Source organism: Flavobacterium sp. ALD4 (genome assembly GCF_002836475.1).
Taxonomy (GTDB): domain Bacteria; phylum Bacteroidota; class Bacteroidia; order Flavobacteriales; family Flavobacteriaceae; genus Flavobacterium.
Window position 1 is genome coordinate 393,174 of sequence record NZ_PJBJ01000030.1, and the last position, 20,435, is coordinate 413,608.

Sequence of the window (20,435 nt, forward strand, 5' to 3'; positions counted from 1 at the left end):
CTAAGAAATAGATGCAGATATTTACACACTACTTTTTACACTTTGGATTTCCATTTTTTATTGCATTTATCTTCTTTAGAAAAGAATGGAAAAAAGCATATTTAATTCTGATAGCTACAATGCTAGTTGATTTAGATCATTTACTAGTTGAACCAATTTTCGAAACAAATAGATGTAGCATTAATTTCCACTTTTTCCATACGTATTACGCTATTTTGATTTATGTTCTTTTACTTTTCTTTCGGAAGCCTTTTAGAATAATAGGAATTGGATTACTCTTTCATATGTTAACTGATTTCATTGATTGCTTATTTATGTATTCTCGCTGCGCAGAATGTTTTGAAGGTTCACCAGCAATTGAACTCTTAAAAGCAACTTCAAAATTAATTAGAATTTAACTGTTAAAATAGTAGAGATAAAATTAGTTCTAATATAAAAATATCTCATTGTCTAATATAACGTCAAGCTAAACCCTACTAACTTTAATGGCGTTTTTTGTTGGTTGTATTTTGCAACAGCACTTAAATTTAAAACAAAAAAAAGATAACCAAATTGCCGCCACATCAGGAAGCTATAACACTGTTTTTTTTAAAACAAGTCAGCACAACCTAACAACTCCATCCTTCAATTCTACCAATAAAAGAAAATCAAGACATTAATAATTTTCGTAAGATTAATTGATATATTTGAAATAGCGAAAGAAGAGTCTTGTTTATCCTACCGAACTACCCATATCAGTATAGATTGTTCCCACTTTATCAAATCTTAAAAAGGTAGCACTTATTCTATCCCGACGGACAAAACATACCAACTTTCTAACACTTAACAAATTAAAATTATGACAACCTGTTTTATAAAATATATAATTGACCCAGCTAAAATAGCCGACTTTGAACATTATGGGAAACTTTGGATCGACTTAGTAAATGAAATGGGTGGGCTACATCACGGCTATTTGTTACCTCACGAAGGAGCAAATAATATAGGATACGCTTCTTTTTCTTTTCCGTCGTTGGCAGATTACGAAATTTATCGGAATAAAATTCAGAACACACCAAGATGTCTTGAAGCATTTAAGTATGCTAACGACACCAAATGTATCATCAGTTACGAACGAAATTTTCTAAAACCAGTTTTCGAGGGAGTTACTGACAAGGCAAAATTATTTTACTAACGCACATTTTTGGTGAAAGTTATTACAACCATTAAAACTAAACCATAAAGAAAAAGCAAATGCCAAAATTCACTACTAATACTGTTTCTATAAACTATAGCGTATATGGAACTGGAATTCCTGTAATACTGCTTCACGGAGCAATTGTTGATTTCAACTATAACTATATTCAAACGGGTTGGATTAAAAGTTTATCTGAAAATGGGTTTCAAGTAATTGGAATTGATTTTCGTGGTTATGGTGAAAGTGATAAAAGCAATGATCCAAATTTTTACGGAACAACAAACTTGGCAGATGACGTTATTAATCTAATTGATCATTTAAAATTGGAAAATATTGGGTTAATCGGGTATTCAATGGGTACGGTGATCGCTCTTGATCTATTAAATAACCATCCTGAGTATTTTTCAAAATCCGTCTTAATAGCTACTGGTGACGGACTCATTGGAGATCCTCCATTTATATTTGAAACTCTTTTGCCTAGTCTTGCAGATTTACTTTCATATGAAACTTTCCCAAGTCATTTACCTAGTCACATTTCTGCGTATTGGAATTTTTTCAAACAAATTGGATTAGAAAAAGAGGCTATGATTGCTTTTAGTCTTGCAAAATACCCACCTCTTACTGCCGAAAAAGCTGCTGGAATTAATATTCCAACTCTGATCATAAGTGGTGAAAAGGATTTAGTTCTTGGAACAGGACAAAAAGTTGCTCAAACTTTACCCAATGGAAAATATTTAGAAATCAAAGAAGCAACTCATTTTACATTAGCCAGAGAAAGGGAAACACATCTATCAACTGTTACATTTCTAATTGGGGACTGAAAAAAAAATAAAGGAAAAGCCTCCTGACTTTGCGCTTTTAAAAGCCATGTTACAGACCAAAAGAATGATTAAGTCTTAAGATTTAATACTGTTTTTTATTCATTGTTTTTTGTACTTTACAACACATTTAAATTTAAAACAACAACCAAAAAAAGGATAACCAGAGCATCGCTGTTTCAGGAACCTATAGCTATCTTTAAAAAAAAGTAAAGGAAAGCCTATCACACTCCCGACACCCTATTTAAGACTAAAACAATAACATAAACATGACTCATACCGATATAATCATAATAGGAGCCGGCTTATCCGGTATAGGAGCTGCCTGCCATTTGGCACGTAAAAATCCCGAGAAAACCTATGTTGTTTTAGAAGCAAGAACAGAAGTTGGAGGCACTTGGAGTTTATTTCAATACCCAGGTATTCGCTCTGACTCTGATATGTATACTTTTGGCTATTCTTTTAAAACATGGGATGAGCAAAAGTCTTTCGCTGACGGACCTTCTATTTTAAAATATATAAATGAAGCTGCCGACGAATACAAGGTGCGAGATCACATTATCTATCAGCAACGTGCTCTTTCATATAACTTCGATACGAAAGAGAAATTATGGACGATCACTACTGAAAACACCTCAACAGCCGAAAAAACAATTTACACCTGTCAGTTTATCTTTAGCTGTAGCGGTTACTATAATTATACCAAAGGTTATACCCCAGAATTTACAGATCAATCGAGGTTTGAAGGAAAAATAATCCATCCTCAAAAGTGGCCTGAAAATTTAAATGTTGTCGATAAAACGATTATTGTAATTGGAAGTGGCGCTACTGCTGTCACTATTGTGCCCGAGCTAGCCGCTGAAGCCAAAATAGTTACTATGCTGCAGCGATCACCAACCTATATTGCCGCTCTGCCAAATAAAGATAAAGTTGCCGCTCAAATAAAACGTTTGTTTCCTAAAAAGATAGCTTATCGACTGATCCGTTATAAAAACATTTTATATACGATTGTCTTTTTTAATCTCTGTAAGTTTTATCCTGAAAAAATGAAAAGCTTCATCCTAAAAGGTGCTAAAAAAGGGCTAGGTGACTTTCCTGTTGATCCCCATTTTATACCAAACTATAATCCATGGGAACAACGTTTTTGCATTGCACCAAATGGAGACTTTTTTAGAGCTATAAGGAAAGGAAAGGCATCAATAGTTACAGATCACATCGACCGTTTTTTAACCGATGGGATTTTATTAGAATCAGGTAAGGCATTGAAGGCAGATATTATTATTACAGCAACAGGACTAGACTTATTAGCATTTGGTGGAGTCAAAATTCAACTGGATTCGCAGCCATTTGACATTTCTAAATCCTTTGTTTATAAGGGATTGATGTTGAGCGATCTTCCTAATTTTTTTATTTTTGTTGGCTATACTAATGCGTCATGGACATTAAAAAGTGATCTTACCAGTGAATATATTTCGCGGCTTCTGAATTATATGGACAAGCATAATTACAAAGCTTTACAGTCAAAAGTAATCGAGACTAATTTAAAATCGGTTCCACTACTCAATCTGAACTCGGGATATATTAATAGAGCATCTAATATGCTTCCCAGCCAAGGAAATAAAGCTCCTTGGCGTGTCTACCAAAATTATATTTTGGACTATAAGCTGCTCCGCTTAGATTCTGTTAAAGACAAACGGCTTCGCTTTTTTTAAAACAAAACTAGTAGTATTAGTAAGTACATTGATCGCGAAACCATTTTATTGTGGCGTTACTTTAAAAAATAATTCAAATTTAAAACTTCAAAAATCATTGATCTGTTCTATTTACACTATCTGTTTCTTTATAATTTTATTAATTTTGCTCATCCTTTAAAATTAGATCAGCAGGATCAAGAAAATTTTAAAATAGTACCTAAAAGGAATAAAATAGTAGTAACACTTACCTACAAGCAACGATGTCAATGAACCGAATAAAAACGATACTACCTATAATTGTTGTTGCTCAGTTTTGTTGTACCTCTCTTTGGTTTGCAAGTAATGCCGTAATGAGCGACTTAGTGATCAACTTCGGTCTTACCGCAAATGCAATTGGTAATCTCACCTCAGCGGTACAATTTGGATTTATTTTAGGCACCTTAGTCTTTGCAGTATTGGCAATAGCAGATCGCTTTTCTCCTTCCAGAGTATTCTTAATGAGCGCATTGCTTGGAGCGCTATTCAATGCAGGTCTAATATGGGAAGGCAACAATTTGACCATGATGCTCTCCATCCGATTTCTAACTGGCTTCTTTCTTGCTGGAATCTACCCTGTGGGAATGAAAATAGCGGCTGACTATTTTAACAAAGGGCTTGGTAAATCGCTGGGGTTTTTAGTGGGCGCCTTAGTATTAGGCACTGCCTTTCCGCATTTACTAAAAGGAATAACAGATGTGTTCCCATGGAAATTAGTTATACTCACCACTTCTTCCCTTGCCACTCTGGGCGGTTTAATGATGGTTCTCTTAGTGCCTAACGGACCTTATCGGAAACAAAGCCAAGGTATAAATCTGTCTGCTTTCTTTGGTATCTTTAGAAATCAAAACTTACGTTCTGCAGCTTTTGGGTATTTTGGGCACATGTGGGAGTTATACGCTTTTTGGGCATTTACACCGCTAATGCTTCAAACATATAGCGATTTACACCCAGAAACAACCTTTAATATTCCTATTTTGTCTTTCCTCATTATTGGTATTGGCGGATTCGCTTGTGTACTGAGTGGCTACCTCTCACAAACCTACGGTTCAAAACGAATTGCACTTATATCCTTACTGCTGTCTTGTGGGTGCTGTCTTATTTTTCCTTTTCTATTTGCCGTTCAATCAACAATGCTGTTTATTGCTTTCTTACTTTTTTGGGGAATGGTCGTTGTTGCTGATTCTCCGCTTTTATCTACATTAGTCGCTCAGAATGCCCCTGCAGAAATAAAAGGAACAGCCCTTACAATTGTAAATAGTATTGGCTTTGCAATTACAATTATTAGTATTCAATTAATCAGTGGATTGAGAACAGTGACGGATACAAACTATATTTATATTAGTTTAGCTATTGGTCCTATTTTAGGTTTATTGGCGTTAAGCAAAAAAATAAAATAGACTAATTTGCTCTGATTTAAAAACACTTTTTTTACCAAATAAAAAGCCTCGAAAGGTTTAATCTTCGAGGCTTACTTTAAGTTTCTGAAAGGTAAACTGAAATTAACTTAAAAATTCAAATAGTAAAGTCAACTTTCATAAAATATGAATTGCAATATGCAAATATTGTAGCCCGTAGCGGAATCGAACCGCTCTTACATGGATGAAAACCATGCGTCCTAACCGATAGACGAACGGGCCTTAATGCTTTATTTCATTTGCAAAAATAGAACTATTTTTGAGATGTACAAAACCAAATCCTAAAATCGGTAGTAATAAATTAGCATTTTTTTATTAGCAAATTGTAATTAATTCATAATTAGTACTTAATACAAAAAAGCAAGAGAAAAAATTTTCTGTAATCAAGACAGCAAGACACACTGTAAAAAAGCTATGACATCACATGATAGCTGTTCTTATTTTTAAAACAGGCGCTGAGCACTTATTTTATTTATTTGAAGTTTGCTAACAGTTATAATTGGTATAACCTCAGCTGTGCAAAGTTTCCTGACTTTGAATTTTCAAAAAACTGCCTTATTTTGTATTAGCACTATTCATCATTGACTTTCCTTGCTATCCATCATTTTCATACTTGATTGCATGCACTCTTTACTCATCATGCCTCCTTGCTGCATCATTTGCATCATCGCAGCCATGGTTTTCCCGTCCTTCATCATTTCACCCATCATGGATTGCATCATTTCTGAATTAGCCATTGTTCCATGCATGAAACTTTTTGTCATCATGCTGTCTTTCATCATCATTTGCATTCCGTTATTGCCCATCATCATTTTATTTCCTTGCATCATGTGCATGGCGTCTGGATTACCATGCATGTTTACCATGAATTCTGTCAAAAACTCAGGATTACTGGCAATGGCATCAAAAACTTCAGTCCTTGATTTCGAGTTTTCAAGAATTGATTTACTGTCTGTTTTTTGGTTGCAACTGTTTAATGTTAATAAACCAATTGCCGAAAAAATAATTAATACTGTTTTCATATTATTTGATTTTAGTTAATAATTACTATTTAGTAGTTAGCCGATTTAAGAAAGACTTCTGTTTTTTATCCGGCTGTTAGTTTTATTCTTACTCTTATGTGCAGTTTTATAGTTTCTCGGTTTTGTATGGTTAAATCAGCTGCTGAAGATGTTAAAAGATATCTATTCCGCGCCTCTGCTATAGTTGCGCACCAAATTCTTCCATTTCTAAATCCATTTCACAAGCAGTGACCATAATTTGAAATAATTATTTCTGTACTGTATATCCGGCTCGTAAATAAATTTATACCAATGGATTTTAAAATCTGACAGACAACCCACCTCCCGCACCGAATCGATTATCGTAACTTCCCATTAATGAAACGTTTCTTGATAACATATACTCAGCACCAGCACTACAAACGGTGTCTGATGTATACTCTTTAGCAACAGGAAGATCATTTACCAAACCTAAATCCAGTCTATATTCATAATATCCAAACACTGAAAATTTAGGGAATATCATTATACTTCTTCCTAAGGAAATTCGCGGTCTAAGTTCATTATCAATTCTCGCATCAAGAGCAAATAAATAGGGAGTCAAAAATCGGATACCAACTACTGCGGTAGTATTAAACGAATCAAAACTATCTTCCTTATCGTTTTCTATGTTTACACCCCCAAAAACCCGCAAGTAATCGTGTAAATATCTTTCGTAGGTAACTTCACCTTCGATATTTTTGTTCCATCCATATTCCAAGGACACGTTAAATTGATTTCTTAAGTTGGAAGCCGCTAATTGTAAAGCCGTAAAATGAGATGCTGCATCCACCATTCCCCAAGAATAATATCTGTTTGTTTCAGCAACTAACTCAGAAATGGGAAATCCTTTCATACGAGTATCCCGTGGAGTATCATAACTAAAGACTCTTGCCATACCTCCCATCATATGGTATAATACATGACAATGGAAAAACCAATCTCCATATTCATTTCCGTAAAATTCTATGGTGACATTCTCCATTGGAGGTACATTTACGGTATGCTTTAGAGGCGAGTAATCTCCATTTTTATTGATCACTCTAAAGAAATGGCCGTGCAAGTGCATCGGGTGATGCATCATAGTTAGATTGTTCAATGTTATTCTTGTGACCTGCCCTCCTTCAATCTTTATTTTATCGGTTTCAGCTAGAGGAACACCATTCATACTCCAGATATAGCGCTGCATATTTCCTGTTAGGTTCAACAGGATTTCTTTCACAGGCGCATTAGCAGAATAGTTTGTTTTTACCGGTGATCTTAGATAGTCATAATTGTATTCTGAAAATAGATTCATTCCTTCCATTTTCATTTCGCTTTCCATGCCATTTCCCTTCTTAGAATCAGCTACTACCATATGGTTTTCTTGCATACCGTCCATTTGTGTTTTCGAATGATCCATTTTCGAATGATCCATTTCCATTCCTTTCATTGTAGAATCTTTGGGCATATCCATTTGCTTGTGCTTCATGTCGTCCATCTTCATCCCTTTCATTTTCGAATGATCTATTTGCATTCCCTTCATTGTAGAATCTTTAGGCATATCCATTTGCTTGTGCTTCATGTCGTCCATCTTCATCCCTTTCATTTTCGAATGATCCATTTGCATTCCCTTCATTGCAGAATCTTTGGGCATATCCATTTGCATGCCATATTCGTTCTTTATTTTGAAACGTTCGTCTTTTTTCGGGCGATACTTTATTGCATGAGCTCCCATTTTCATGTCCATCTTCGCCATCTTTTGCATCATACCAATTTTGTCTGGTCTTGGAACAACTTGCGCTGCTAAAGTTTTACCGCTTCCCAGAAAGGCCGAAGCCGTACCTGAACCATCCTGTGCCGTAATTCTATATTCAATTTTACCGTCTTCAGGAATGGTCACAATGAAATCATAGGTTTCTGCGACACCAATAAATGTCTTGTTTTTGACAACCGGTACTACGTCATGACCATCTGCTGAAACAAGTACCGGATCTTCGCCGCCAAAAGTCATCCAAAAAGAAGTGGAAGCTCCGCCATTAATAACGCGTACTCTTACCTTTTCTCCCGATTTAAAATCAGGATATTCGATGGCCTGTTTTCCATTAATCAAAAATGCAGGATAATATACATCCGCAATATCAGCCCCGCCCATACGCTGTCTCCAAAAGTCCAATTGTGCTCCAAATGCTCCTCTTGCAATAACTTTATTAAGCGGTGTTGAAGTCCCTTTTCTTATCCCGTACCATTCGTTACCTCGTTTTAAATTTCGTAAAACATTCATCGGTTTTTCATTGGTCCAATCCGATAACATGAGTACCACTTCTTTGTCATACAACAATGTTTCCTTCTGTGGATGAATAACAATAGATCCATACACTCCGCTTTGCTCTTGTAACATGGTATGGGAATGATACCAATACGTTCCAGATTGATTGATAGGAAATTCATAATTAAGGGTTTGCCCGGGTTTAATGGGAGGTGTATTTAAATACGGTACACCATCATAAAAATTTGGTAAAATAAGTCCGTGCCAATGGATGGACGTTTCTTCCTTCATTTCATTTTTAACATGAATAATAGCATACTCTCCTTCAGTAAATTCCAATACTGGACCCGGTATGCTTCCATTTACCGTCATTCCTTTTACAGCTACCCCTGCTTTATTAACCACTTCCTCGTTAATGGTGAGTGTGTATTCTTTTACTGGAAGATTCTCGACGTTGCCTTCTACAACCTGACTAAAAATAGATTGGGATACAATAAAAATCAATAATACTCTATATATGTAAGTCTTCATCTTATTGTTTTTAATTATTGATCTTAAATGCAATTTGACTTGCTGAATAAGGGGCACTGTTAAAAACGAGGCTATAAAGTATTAATTACTTTTTGTAGCTTGTCTCTGATTTCTGTCGCTATTTCGCCAAGTGCTGCACTTTCTACCGCTTGCATCGATGCTGCCGGATCAACTGCCGAAACTTCTACCTGACCTTTTACTTTCTCTTGAACAATAACATTGCAAGGCAGCATGGTTCCTATTTTATCTTCTGCCAGTAGCGCTTTGTAAGCGGAAGCCGGATTGCAGGCTCCCAGAATGGTGTAATTATAAAAATCTACATCTAGTTTCTTTTTTAATGTTGCCTTTAAATCGATTTCTGTTAGTACTCCAAACCCTTCCAATTTAAGAGCTGCTGTAACTTTCTCTATTGCATTTTCAAAACTGTCGTTAATTGTTCTACTGAAATAATATTCCATAACTTTTTATTTTTTTAATTAAATTATTTTCTTCTTCTGTAACGGTGAGCTACCGCTAATAGTATAAGTGCAAAAATCAATATAGAGCCCCACCAAAACCAATGCATTCCCATAAAGGAGTAGCCATCCATATGCATTTCTCCATGTGCTGTATTATCCATAATATCAAGGTATTAGTGTTAAAAAATTAATGATGGGCTTTATGATCTTCTTTCTTTTCCATTTTTTCATCCATCGCTTTCATTTTGCTCTTATCCATTTTTTCTGCCTTCATTTTCTCCATTATTTTCATCATTTCTGGATTATCCATCATTGATTTACACATATCGGACATCATAGCATCATTATTTTTAGCTTTTTCCATCATGCCTTTCATCATGCCTTTCATCATTTCTGGATTATCCTCCATCATTTTCATCATTGCAGGCATCATACTTTTCATCATTTCAGGATTACCCTTCATCATTTTCATCATTTCAGGCATCATGCTTTTCATCATTTCAGGATTTTCTTTCATCTTCTCCATCATTATGACATGATGCTCTTTCATCATCATCATTTTACCGCTTTTGCTGCTCATCAACGCGCCCATCATCTCTTTTGACATCATTTCGTCATTGGCGATAGTGTTCATGATTTCGGTTCTCTTCTCTGATTTTGAGAGTACCTGATTCGTTGACTGACAGGAATACAATAGTCCAATTAGACCGGTTGCAAAGGCAAATTTCTGTAGTGTTTTCATAGTATTTTATTTTATAGATTAAAATATTTATATTAACAGTCAACTTTAGCGCCTTAAAATTTCAAATTTCGCAGTCGCAGTGCATTTGCAATAACGGAAACCGAACTAAAGCTCATTGCCAAAGCAGCAATCATCGGCGAAAGCAAGAGTCCGAAAAAAGGATATAAAACCCCTGCGGCAATGGGGATTCCGAGTACATTATAGAAGAACGCAAAAAATAAATTTTGATTTATATTTTTCATCACGGCATGACTTAATGCTTTAGCCTTGACAATCCCTTGCAAATCTCCTTTGACCAAAGTTATTTTGGCGCTTTCGATTGCTACATCGGTTCCGGTTCCCATAGCAATACCAATATCGGCTTGCGCCAATGCCGGAGCATCATTAATTCCGTCTCCTGCCATAGCTACAATTTTACCTTGGTCTTGTAATCTTTTAATTTCCTTTAATTTATCCTCCGGCAGACAACCCGCTATAAACGAACTCAAATGCAATTCGTCAGCGACTGCTTTGGCGGTGTTCTCATTATCGCCCGTAAGCATAATCACTTCGATTCCTTGATTCATTAATTCCTTTATTGCAGCCACACTCGTACTTTTAATCGCATCTGTTATTGTTACATAACCCAAAACCTGAGTGTCTACAGAAATATAAGACACTGTTTTTCCTAGTTTCTGCTCAGCTACTATTTTAGCTGTTAAATCATCTGCAATTTTTGAATTATTTTGCTCCATCAATTTTGCATTTCCAAGTGCGACTTTTTTACCATTTACCGTTCCAACTACTCCTTTTCCTGTAATGGATTCAAAGTCTTTCGCTTCTAATAAGGTAACCTTTTTCGCTTTCGCAAAATTGACTACGGCTTCCGCCAAAGGATGCTCGCTATACTGATTCACCGAGGCAATCATTTGCAACAAATCTTCCTCTTCATTTTGAGTTGAAAATACTTTCTCTACAGATGGCTTACCTTCAGTAATTGTTCCCGTTTTATCAGTAATCAGAACATTTACCTTATTCATATTTTCTAAGGCTTCCGCATTTTTTATCAAAACCCCAGATTGCGCTCCTTTACCCACTCCCACCATCACTGACATGGGGGTTGCTAACCCTAAGGCACAAGGGCAAGCTATAATCAAAACAGCGATTGCATTTATAAATCCGTAAACGATTGCTGGCTCAGGGCCATATTTCACCCAAACAAAAAACGTTATAATGGAAACTAATACAACAATAGGCACAAAATACTTAGATATTCTGTCGGCCAGTTTTTGTATCGGTGCTCTGGAGCGACTGGCTGAATTAACCATTTGCACAATTTGCGAAAGCAAGGTTTCTGAACCAATTTTTTCGGCAATCATCACAAAGGATTTATTTCCGTTAATTGTACCTGCAATAACTGCATCGTCTGCTTTTTTATCCACAGGAATGGGTTCACCCGAAATCATAGATTCATCGATAGTAGTTTCCCCTTCGGAAATTTTTCCGTCAACAGGAATTTTTTCACCTGGTTTCACCCGAAGCAAATCGTCTTTTTTGATATCATGAACAGAAATAACTTTATCGCTTCCATCAATGACCAGAGTAGCCACCGTGGGCGCTAATTTCAATAATTCTTTTATGGCACCGCTGGTTCTGCTATGTGCTTTAGCCTCTAATAACTGACCTAACAAAACCAAGGTTAGTATCACCGTTGTTGCTTCAAAATATAAATGTACCGTTCCGCTTTCTGTTTTGAATTCATTTGGAAAAAGTTCTGGAAAGAACAAGCCAAACAAGCTAAATAGAAAAGCCACACCGGAACCAATTCCAATCAGGGTAAACATATTTAAGTTCCATGTAATAACCGACTTCCAGGCACGTAGAAAAAACATCCAGGTAGCATAAAAAACGACCGGAAGTGATAAGGCAAACTGCACCCAGTTCCAACTCGAGGTATCCATTATTTTTAGTAGCGGGTTATCGGGTATCATTTCTGACATCGCGATGATAAAAATAGGCAGCGTAAAGAGAATGGCTATTTTCATTTTACGCCATAAGTCAATATATGCTTTGTTATCTTCACTTTCAGTAGGCTCCATAGGTACTAAATCCATTCCGCAGGTGGGACAGGAGCCCGGCCCTTCCTGGATAATTTCAGGATGCATGGGGCAGGTGTACATTGTTTTCGCTGGTGTTAGGTCTGGTGCCTGTACTAGGTCCATACCACAAATGGGACAATCGCCCGCTTCATCATATACTTTATCGTCTTCGCAAAACATGGGGCAGTAGTATTTTCCTGCAGCATTCTTTGGAGGTGCTACAGCAACTTCGTCTGTTGGTAATAGAGCATCATTTGGATTGAAAACCTTTATCGAGTAATTACCCGCAGCTGAAAGCAATTCTTGAAAGTGAATAGTTTGGATGGGTTTCCCCATCGAGATAGTAGCTATTGGCGGATTTAAAGTCACGACAGCCTGAACGCCTTGCATAGCATTCAAGGTTTTTTCCACTTTGGTACGACACCCATCGCAGCTCATTCCGGTAATAGTATATTTATATGTCATTTTTTCAAAGCTTTAAATTAACAGTACAAATATCCGAATGATTCTAATTGATGTTGTTACATAATTGTGGGTAAACTTTGTAAGATTTATAATCCATCAATCTGTTTCCTCGTATTATCTTTTAATTGCTTGAATTGCGTAGGGGTATAACCCGTGATTTTTTTGAATTGACTACTTAAATGCGCGACGCTACTATAACTTAGTTGAATCGCAATCTCACTTAGCGTCATCTCATTATAAAGCAATAGTGCTTTTGCACGTTCAATTTTTTGAGCAATAAAATAATGGGCAATCGTTGCTCCTTCTTTTTCTGAAAACAGCTTGCTTAACATACTGTAATCCTGCCCCAAATCGTCTGCCAAATAGCTTGATAGATTTATTTTTAGTTGTTCCGTTTTATAATATACCAAGTCGATGACTCGGTTTTTAATCCTTTCAACAGTCTTGTTTTCCTTATCATCTAACAATTCGAAACCAATTGAAATCAGGTTTTTTGACAGCATTTGCTTTTGACTGTTGTCTAAATCAGTTGCAATTTCCACTTCCCCCAATTGAATAGAAAGAATAGAGAGCCCCATTTTTTCCAATTCAGACGTCACTACCATTTCACAACGACCACAAACCATATTTTTTATATAGAGCTTCATTTATATAATAATTTTATGAATTACAACACCTTTAAAGCTCCTCAAGGCAGAACTAAGTTAATCAATTTTTACACATTAAACAACTAATAAACAGAATGTTAAAAGTCCTATCCTATTACATTTTCATCCCTGCCATAGGATCACTTCCTTTACGGAATATGTATTCACTGTTAATGGCATAGGACCCCGTAACAACGACTTTTTTTGATCTATCCATTTCCGACGTGATTTCTACCATTCCATTGGATTCTACCCCAGTTTCAACCATCACGTTCTCAAATAGACCATGACTTTTTTCGACCCATACATACTTATGATTTTCTTCTCTAATGACAGCATCTATTGGAATAAATAAACCTTTCCTATTGGATTGAGTTAATTTTGCCACTGCCTGCATTCCTGGTTTTAACAACAAGTTTGGATTAGCGATTTCCATTCTAATCAACAGTAGTCTAGAATCTGGATTAATTTCCGGATTGATAAATGAAATTGTAGCCTCCACTTCTTTGGTAGGATAATCCGTGAAGGAAACCACAGCCTTTTGCCCAATTTTTAATGATTTTGCATTGCTCACGTTTACTTGAGACTCAAGCCAAAGGGTGCTTAAGGCAGCCAACTTAATTATTGCGGCCCCTTCCATCACATAACTGCCTTCGGTAGCTACTATCTCCGAAATATATCCGCTGTAGGTACTATAAAAAGTAGTGTATGGTGAGATTTGTGTTTTGCCTTTTATATTTTCAATTTGCACATTAGACAAACCATAGAAAAGTAACTTTTGCTTGGCAGCTTGAAGCATACTTTTGGCATTTTTGCCAAAATCGCCAGGCATCGCTAATTGCGTGTGTGCTAAAAAATAATCCTGTTTAGCAATGGCTATATCTTCACTATATAACTGATAAATAGCTTGATTTTTTGTAACATATTCACCCGTAGTTTTAAAATATAATTTCTCTATTCGCCCCATCGCTCTTGCTGAAACGGTTTGAATTTGTTCCTGATTAATTGTCAAAACACCTGTATAGTTTTCTTTCAAACTATTATTTGTTTCCTCTATATTTTGGGTAGTTATATTGCCCAATTTTATTTGCTGGTCGCTTAGGGCTATTTCATTAGAGGCCGAATTGTCTTTTTTAATTGGGGTCAAGTCCATATGACAAATAGGACACTTACCAGGATTGTCTTCCTTTATTTGGGGATCCATGGAACAGGTGTAAAAAATACTATCTCCATCCTGATGAGCGCTATGATCTTCCTTGTTTTTAGTATTGCATCCCATCACGAGAACAAATGCCAGGAACAGGAAACTGAATTTCTTTATCTTTTGCATAATTATTCTGTTTTAATAAAGCTTTCGCTATCCATTAAATATTGTGCATTATCAGCAATTGCCTCTTTTACATCCAGGCCTTCGAGGACCTGAATAAAATCATTGAGTTCAATTCCTGTTTTTATTTCTTTTGCTTTAAAACCATTTTCTTTTTTAATAAAAACTACTTTTTTACTACCGATGCTCACTAATGCTTGCCTATGAACCCAAATACCCTGAATAGGATTTGTTTCGATAACACCTTGCAGTCGCAATCCAATCGGAAATTTGAAATTACTATTATTCAAATACACTCTGATCCTGTTCGTCTTATCCGTTTCACTAAGTTGTGTTTCTATAAAATTCACTTTGGCATTTATAAAATCATTTTGATCAAATTCTGAAGAAAACCGAATCGGTTGGTTCATCTCTATCAAAGTGCTCTGCCCTTGCATCACATTAAAAACACCCCATACTTTATCCGTATTTACCAACTTAAAAACAACCTCATCTTTTTTAATATAATCTCCTTCCTTCAATGTTAAAGAGGTTGTTGTGGTAGAACTATTTTGCATGGATCCTGCTGCACTAGTCATACTTTCTGTTCCTTGAACAATTCCGTTAGTTGGACTATAAATAGTGATCACGGGATTTGTTCTTTTGGCTGCAGCCAATGAATTAATCTGATTTGTAGTCATTCCATAAAGCGCTAATTTTTGTTTTGAAGCTTTAATGATGGATGCATTCTCCGAATCATTGCTAACTAAATAAATAAAACTTTGCTGTTCTGTCAATAATTCCGGACTATACAAATCAAAGAGTCGTTGTCCTCGATTTACTTTCTGGTATTTATAATTCACATACATTTTTTCGATTCGGCCACTAATCCTCGCCGCAATATTCACTGATGAATTAGGATCATAAGCAACTATACCAGGCAGCTTTATTTCACTACTGATAGCCGTATCCTTTGCTGTTGTGGTTTGAAAGTCCCCCACCACAAACTTATCAGTGGGTCGTAAGAGATGGTCTATCGAATGGCTTTCCACCGATTGTCCTTCGGTCACTTTTTTTACCAAATTCATTCCACATATCGGACAATTTCCAGGTTCGTCCCGAATAATTTCAGGATGCATCGAACAGGTATATACTGCAGTCGCCTTTTCTACGCCAGGTTGTGTATAATAATTATTTATACCATAGTAGACCCCAAATCCAACTAGTAAAATGACAACTGCTACAAAGCTATATTTTATGTATTTGTTCATAATTATTTCGTTTCTAGTTGTTTTTCTATCGCTACTTGAGTGCTCAATATAGCCTGCAACTTATCTAACTTTTCTATTTGAGCCATATTCAAAGCTTCCCAAGCATCTAGTACTACAAACAGATCTCCATTATTATTTTGCCAGGCGATTATAGAAGTGTCATAATTTCTTCGCAAGGCTGGAATAATACTTTTATCGGCAATTTCATATTGCTTTTTTAAGTTGGTCAGCTCCGCTTGCATGCCAGAAATCATGCCTGTTGCTTCGTTCAAGATCATTTGTTTTTGCCAATCTAGACTTTCATTTTTTATTTTAAAACTACTGATATTGGCTTTGTTCATTTTTGATGACCAAGGCATGGGAATTGTAATCATTCCCATCAATGAGAATTGTTGTGGACCATTTCCAAAAGTCAACATGTGAACATAATTAACACCAAACTCAGGTAATAATTTAGCTTTTTCGATTTCAATCTTCAACTGATTTAAGACAATTGTTTTTTCAATCGCTTTAACGTCACTCCTATTTTCAGAAAGCGAAACCGCATCTGCATTCATGGGATCAAACTCCTTTAAAGCAAAATCAGATTCTATTTCAAAAACAGTGCTTTTGTCTCTTGCCATCAAAGTGTTAAGTGCAATTTTCTTTTGCGAAATCTCGTTTTGCAGCATTACTACCATACTTTCTAATGCACTATATTGTGATTTTGCCTTATAATAAGTGGGCAGTTTGTCCATATTATACTGATAGCGTATCTCCATGCTTTTGATCATATACTCTAAAAGCAATAGATTATCCTTAGCCACTTTTATTTTTTTATCGAGTACAATCCATTGGTAATAATTCGTTTTTACCAAAGCATTCAATTGATTAACAGTATAATTTTTATTTTCTACCTCTACCGAAGACATGGCATTCATGTAATCAGAATCAGCTTTTAGCCTTGAAGCATTCGGAACCATTTGTGTCACACCTATCATATAAGACCCCATATCTGGATTTATGTTATAAGGAGTCATAAACAAGCCTGTACTCACTTGAGGCGCCATCCAACTACGTGCTCCTTTGGCCGCTGCATCCATGCTCTGTATATCGGCATCGTACATTTTTAACTGCGGGTTATTCGTTTTGACGTTGGTCAAAATAGCATCCAACGAAAGTGTTTGCGCTACTGCAGCGTTTACGTTTAGCAGCAAACAACTGATAATGATATAATATTTAATGTGTCGCATCGATAAGATCTATTTTGCCTTTTGTTCTTAATTCATGTTGCTTTGTCATTTCAAAAACAATAGGGGTTACTAATAATACATATATAACAGAGGTAATTGTTCCTCCAATAAGCGGAACTGTAATGGGAATCATCACATCAGCTCCCGTCCCTGTCGACCAGAGAATGGGTATTAATCCAAATAGAGAAACCGAAACCGTCATTAATTTTGGTCTCAGCCTTTTTGCAGAGCCATCAATTATGTATTGTCGGAGGATGTCCGTGGTGATTGTTTTATTACTATTGCCATGTTTCTCAACCATCTTGTTCATGGCCTCGTTCAGGTAAATAGTCATTATCATAGCTGTTTCTATCGCCATCCCAAAAAGTGCGATAAACCCGACCGCAACGGCAACAGATAAATTAATCCCATAAAAATAAACCATAAAAATCCCTCCTATTAAGGCAAAAGGAACTGTTATCATCGTTATTAATGCTTCTTTCATGGATTTATATGTAAAATATAAAATCAGGAATATTATAAGTACGACGATAGGCAATATCAGAGATAGTGTTTTGTTGGCACGGATTTGATTCTCCCATTGACCGCTCCATTCCACATAATACCCTTTTGGAAGTTTAGTCATCATGGTATTGAGCTTATCCTGCGCTTCCTCTACCGTACTTCCTAAATCACGATCCCTAACATTAAACAAAACGCTCCCACGCAGCATGGCATTTTCGCTGTTTATCATCGGAGGTCCATCGCTTATTTTTATATCTGCGACGGCGTCTAAGGGTATTGGCCCGTATTCCATGGTTTGTACCTGCAGTTTTTTTAAGTCTTCAATACTATTTCTATACTCTTGTGCATATCTAGCATTTACAGAAAAACGCTGCCTCCCTTCAATAGTAGTCGTCAATGTCATTCCACCAATTGCCGCTTCTACCACATTATTCACATCGTCAATGCTGAGACCGTATCTTCCAATTGCCTCACGCTTTGCTTCAATATCGATGTACTTCCCACCAGTTATTGGCTCGGCATACAAATCTTTCACTCCTTCAGTTCCTTCCAGCGTCTTTTTAATTTTTTGTGCCAAAGCTTCGATGGTATCCAAACTTGCCCCATAAATTTTTACGCCCACGTCTGTTCTAATTCCCGTCGAAAGCATGTTTATTCGATTAATAATAGGTTGCGTAAAACCATTAGTAACACCCGGTATTTGCAGTTTATTATTTATTTCATCTATGATATCACTTTTGGTTTTACCGGCTCTCCATTCGTTATGGGGTTTAAGCAAAATAATTGTTTCAATCATACTTATAGGACTATTGTCCGTTGCCGTATTGGCTCTGCCCGCTTTTCCTAAAACATGGGTTACCTCAGGAATTGATTTTATTATCTTATCCTGAACCTGCAATATTCTTTTTACTTCAGAATTAGAAACATCTGGTAAAGTTACAGGCATAAACAAAATAGACCCCTCATCTAAAGGAGGCATAAACTCTGAACCGAGACGCGTATACATCAATCCCCCTATCAGTAAAGCAATACAGTTTACCAATAAAATGCTTTTTCTCCATTTTAAACAAAAAATTAGAATTGGCGTATACCAACTTTCCATTTTTCTGTTGATTGGATTCTTATTCTCTGGACGCAATTTTCCTTTCAGTAAGTAACTGATTAGAACTGGGGTCAATGTAATAGCTAAAAACGCATCCACTATCAGTATAAATGATTTTGTCCACGCTAATGGACTAAATAATTTTCCTTCCATCCCCGTTAGTAGAAAAACGGGCAAAAAAGAAGCAATTACAATAAGTGTTGAATAAAAAACTCCAGGGCCTACGAGCTTAGATGAAGATTCAATTAACTTCATTCTTTCATCAGCTGACAATGGATCATGTTCTTTTTTAAATATCTTTTTAAATAACTTTTTCATCGGTTGATTATTGATTGTTATCTATTTCTTCTTGTTTCTCAGAGATGGTCCTATAGGCATTTTCGACCATGACTATCCCATCATCAACCACAACACCAATCGCTAAAGCAATTCCGGTAAGCGACATAATATTGGATGAAATCCCAAAAGCCTCGAGCAAAATAAAACCTATAGCAACAGATATTGGCAACTGTATTAGAATGATTAAGGCACTTCTCCAATGGAAAAGAAAAAAAAGAATCACTATCGAGACCGCAATCATTTCTTCGATTAAAGTTCCTTTAACGGATTCAATTGCTTTTTTAATTAGCTCGCTTCTATCATAAGACGTTTTGAAGGTCACCCCTTCAGGCAATCCTTTTTCGACTTCTTTCATTTTCAGCTTCACTGCATCTATAACCTTATCAGCATTTTCACCGTAACGCATCACGACAATTCCGCCGACCACTTCGCCTTCTCCATTTGCATCAAAAATCCCCAGACGTAAATCCCCACCCATTTGAACAGAACCGATATCTTTAACTCTTACTGGAACCGAATTATAATTTTTGATGGCAATTTCTTCCACATCTTTGATGTTTTTTATATAGCCAAGCCCTCGCACGATATAGGCCATGTTGCTCATTTCAAATTTACGCCCACCAACATCGTTATTACTCGTCTTTACGGCTTTCATCACTTCCATCATACTAACATTATAGTACTGCATTTTCAAAGGATCTAAAACCAATTGATATTGTTTTTCAAAACCTCCAAAGGAAGCTACCTCAGCAACACCTGGAACTGTCTGCAAAGCAAATTTCACATACCAATCTTGCAGTGCTCTTTGCTCGCCTAAATCCATTCCATTCGTTTCCAAATGGTACCAAAATATATGCCCTACACCTGTACCATCCGGTCCTAAGGTGGGAACTACATTTTGAGGCAACAGTCGCTGTGCATAATTTAAACGTTCCAGTACTCGAGTTCTTGCCCAATAAGGATCTACATTATCTTCAAAAATGATGTAGATAAAACTCATCCCAAACATGGAAGAAGCCCGGATATTTTTGACTTTAGGAACGCCCTGTAAATTAGAAACTAAAGGGTAAGTTACCTGATCTTCTATCACCTGTGGGCTTCTACCCATCCACTCCGTAAAAACAATAACCTGATTTTCTGATAAATCAGGAATCGCATCAATGGGATTTTCTTGCACGCTATAGATTCCCCAACCAAACAAGCAGGCGGAAACGAGCAAAACAATAGCTCGATTTTTTAATGAGAACGATATTAATTTTTCTACCATAATAGGTCATTTTTGTACTAAAAGACTCGCCTGCTCTTTCTCAATTGAGTTAACAAATACTC

The 20,435-nt window shown here is 36.3% G+C and carries 17 protein-coding genes and 1 tRNA gene; 5 read left to right on the forward strand and 13 right to left on the reverse strand.

What is annotated here, in order from left to right; translation table 11 throughout:
* Positions 1-11 precede the first annotated feature (11 nt).
* From CXF59_RS15405 to CXF59_RS10400, 5 genes are all read left to right on the forward strand, one after another.
* Entirely contained in the window at positions 12-398 is a 387-nt protein-coding gene (locus CXF59_RS15405) for a DUF6122 family protein (protein WP_101137716.1), read from the forward strand.
* Positions 399-838: 440 nt separating this feature from the next.
* The gene (locus CXF59_RS10385; protein ID WP_101137717.1) at positions 839-1,174 is read left to right on the forward strand and encodes an NIPSNAP family protein; all 336 of its coding nucleotides are present in this window, start codon (positions 839-841) and stop codon (positions 1,172-1,174) included.
* A gap of 59 nt (positions 1,175-1,233) precedes the next feature.
* Positions 1,234-1,998, forward strand: coding sequence for an alpha/beta fold hydrolase (locus CXF59_RS10390; protein ID WP_101137718.1), 765 nt, complete (start codon positions 1,234-1,236; stop codon positions 1,996-1,998).
* Positions 1,999-2,264: 266 nt separating this feature from the next.
* The gene (locus CXF59_RS10395) at positions 2,265-3,707 is read left to right on the forward strand and encodes an NAD(P)/FAD-dependent oxidoreductase (RefSeq protein WP_198554681.1); all 1,443 of its coding nucleotides are present in this window, start codon (positions 2,265-2,267) and stop codon (positions 3,705-3,707) included.
* 248 nt (positions 3,708-3,955) lie between these two features.
* Positions 3,956-5,125, forward strand: coding sequence for a nitrate/nitrite transporter (locus CXF59_RS10400; protein WP_101137720.1), 1,170 nt, complete (start codon positions 3,956-3,958; stop codon positions 5,123-5,125).
* 168 nt (positions 5,126-5,293) lie between these two features.
* On the opposite strand, the gene CXF59_RS10405 is transcribed toward CXF59_RS10400, so the two are convergent.
* The 13 genes from CXF59_RS10405 to CXF59_RS15580 all read right to left on the reverse strand — a co-directional run bounded on the left by CXF59_RS10405 (position 5,294) and on the right by CXF59_RS15580 (position 20,373).
* Positions 5,294-5,365: transfer RNA gene (locus CXF59_RS10405), tRNA-Glu, on the reverse strand.
* 356 nt (positions 5,366-5,721) lie between these two features.
* Positions 5,722-6,165 carry a hypothetical protein gene (locus CXF59_RS10410; protein WP_101137721.1) on the reverse strand — a complete coding sequence of 148 codons (444 nt, stop codon included), beginning with the start codon at positions 6,163-6,165 and terminating at the stop codon, positions 5,722-5,724.
* 298 nt (positions 6,166-6,463) lie between these two features.
* The gene (locus CXF59_RS10415) at positions 6,464-8,962 is read right to left on the reverse strand and encodes a multicopper oxidase domain-containing protein (RefSeq protein ID WP_101137722.1); all 2,499 of its coding nucleotides are present in this window, start codon (positions 8,960-8,962) and stop codon (positions 6,464-6,466) included.
* Positions 8,963-9,033: 71 nt separating this feature from the next.
* On the reverse strand, positions 9,034-9,420 hold the full coding sequence (locus tag CXF59_RS10420) for a DUF302 domain-containing protein (RefSeq protein ID WP_101137723.1): 387 nt from the start codon (positions 9,418-9,420) through the stop codon (positions 9,034-9,036).
* A 23-nt stretch (positions 9,421-9,443) separates the two neighbouring features.
* The gene (locus tag CXF59_RS15005; RefSeq protein WP_157824571.1) at positions 9,444-9,581 is read right to left on the reverse strand and encodes a hypothetical protein; all 138 of its coding nucleotides are present in this window, start codon (positions 9,579-9,581) and stop codon (positions 9,444-9,446) included.
* Positions 9,582-9,607: 26 nt separating this feature from the next.
* Positions 9,608-10,162, reverse strand: coding sequence for a membrane or secreted protein (locus CXF59_RS10425; RefSeq protein WP_101137724.1), 555 nt, complete (start codon positions 10,160-10,162; stop codon positions 9,608-9,610).
* 53 nt (positions 10,163-10,215) lie between these two features.
* Positions 10,216-12,705: a heavy metal translocating P-type ATPase gene (locus tag CXF59_RS10430; protein WP_101137725.1), complete on the reverse strand. Its 2,490-nt coding sequence runs from the start codon at positions 12,703-12,705 to the stop codon at positions 10,216-10,218.
* An 86-nt stretch (positions 12,706-12,791) separates the two neighbouring features.
* Positions 12,792-13,352 (reverse strand): AraC family transcriptional regulator, encoded by a 561-nt coding sequence (locus CXF59_RS10435; RefSeq protein WP_101137726.1) that lies wholly within the window; start codon positions 13,350-13,352, stop codon positions 12,792-12,794.
* 115 nt (positions 13,353-13,467) lie between these two features.
* Positions 13,468-14,682: an efflux RND transporter periplasmic adaptor subunit gene (locus CXF59_RS10440; RefSeq protein WP_101137727.1), complete on the reverse strand. Its 1,215-nt coding sequence runs from the start codon at positions 14,680-14,682 to the stop codon at positions 13,468-13,470.
* 2 nt (positions 14,683-14,684) lie between these two features.
* The gene (locus CXF59_RS10445; RefSeq protein WP_101137728.1) at positions 14,685-15,929 is read right to left on the reverse strand and encodes an efflux RND transporter periplasmic adaptor subunit; all 1,245 of its coding nucleotides are present in this window, start codon (positions 15,927-15,929) and stop codon (positions 14,685-14,687) included.
* Between the two features lie 2 nt (positions 15,930-15,931).
* The gene (locus CXF59_RS10450; protein WP_101137729.1) at positions 15,932-17,161 is read right to left on the reverse strand and encodes a TolC family protein; all 1,230 of its coding nucleotides are present in this window, start codon (positions 17,159-17,161) and stop codon (positions 15,932-15,934) included.
* Complete coding sequence (locus CXF59_RS15575; RefSeq protein WP_101137730.1) at positions 17,148-19,085, reverse strand: efflux RND transporter permease subunit; 1,938 nt, start codon at positions 19,083-19,085, stop codon at positions 17,148-17,150. The genes CXF59_RS10450 and CXF59_RS15575 overlap by 14 nt, the downstream gene beginning before the upstream one ends.
* Positions 19,086-19,092: 7 nt before the next feature.
* Positions 19,093-20,373 (reverse strand): efflux RND transporter permease subunit, encoded by a 1,281-nt coding sequence (locus tag CXF59_RS15580; protein ID WP_101137731.1) that lies wholly within the window; start codon positions 20,371-20,373, stop codon positions 19,093-19,095.
* Positions 20,374-20,435 lie beyond the last annotated feature (62 nt).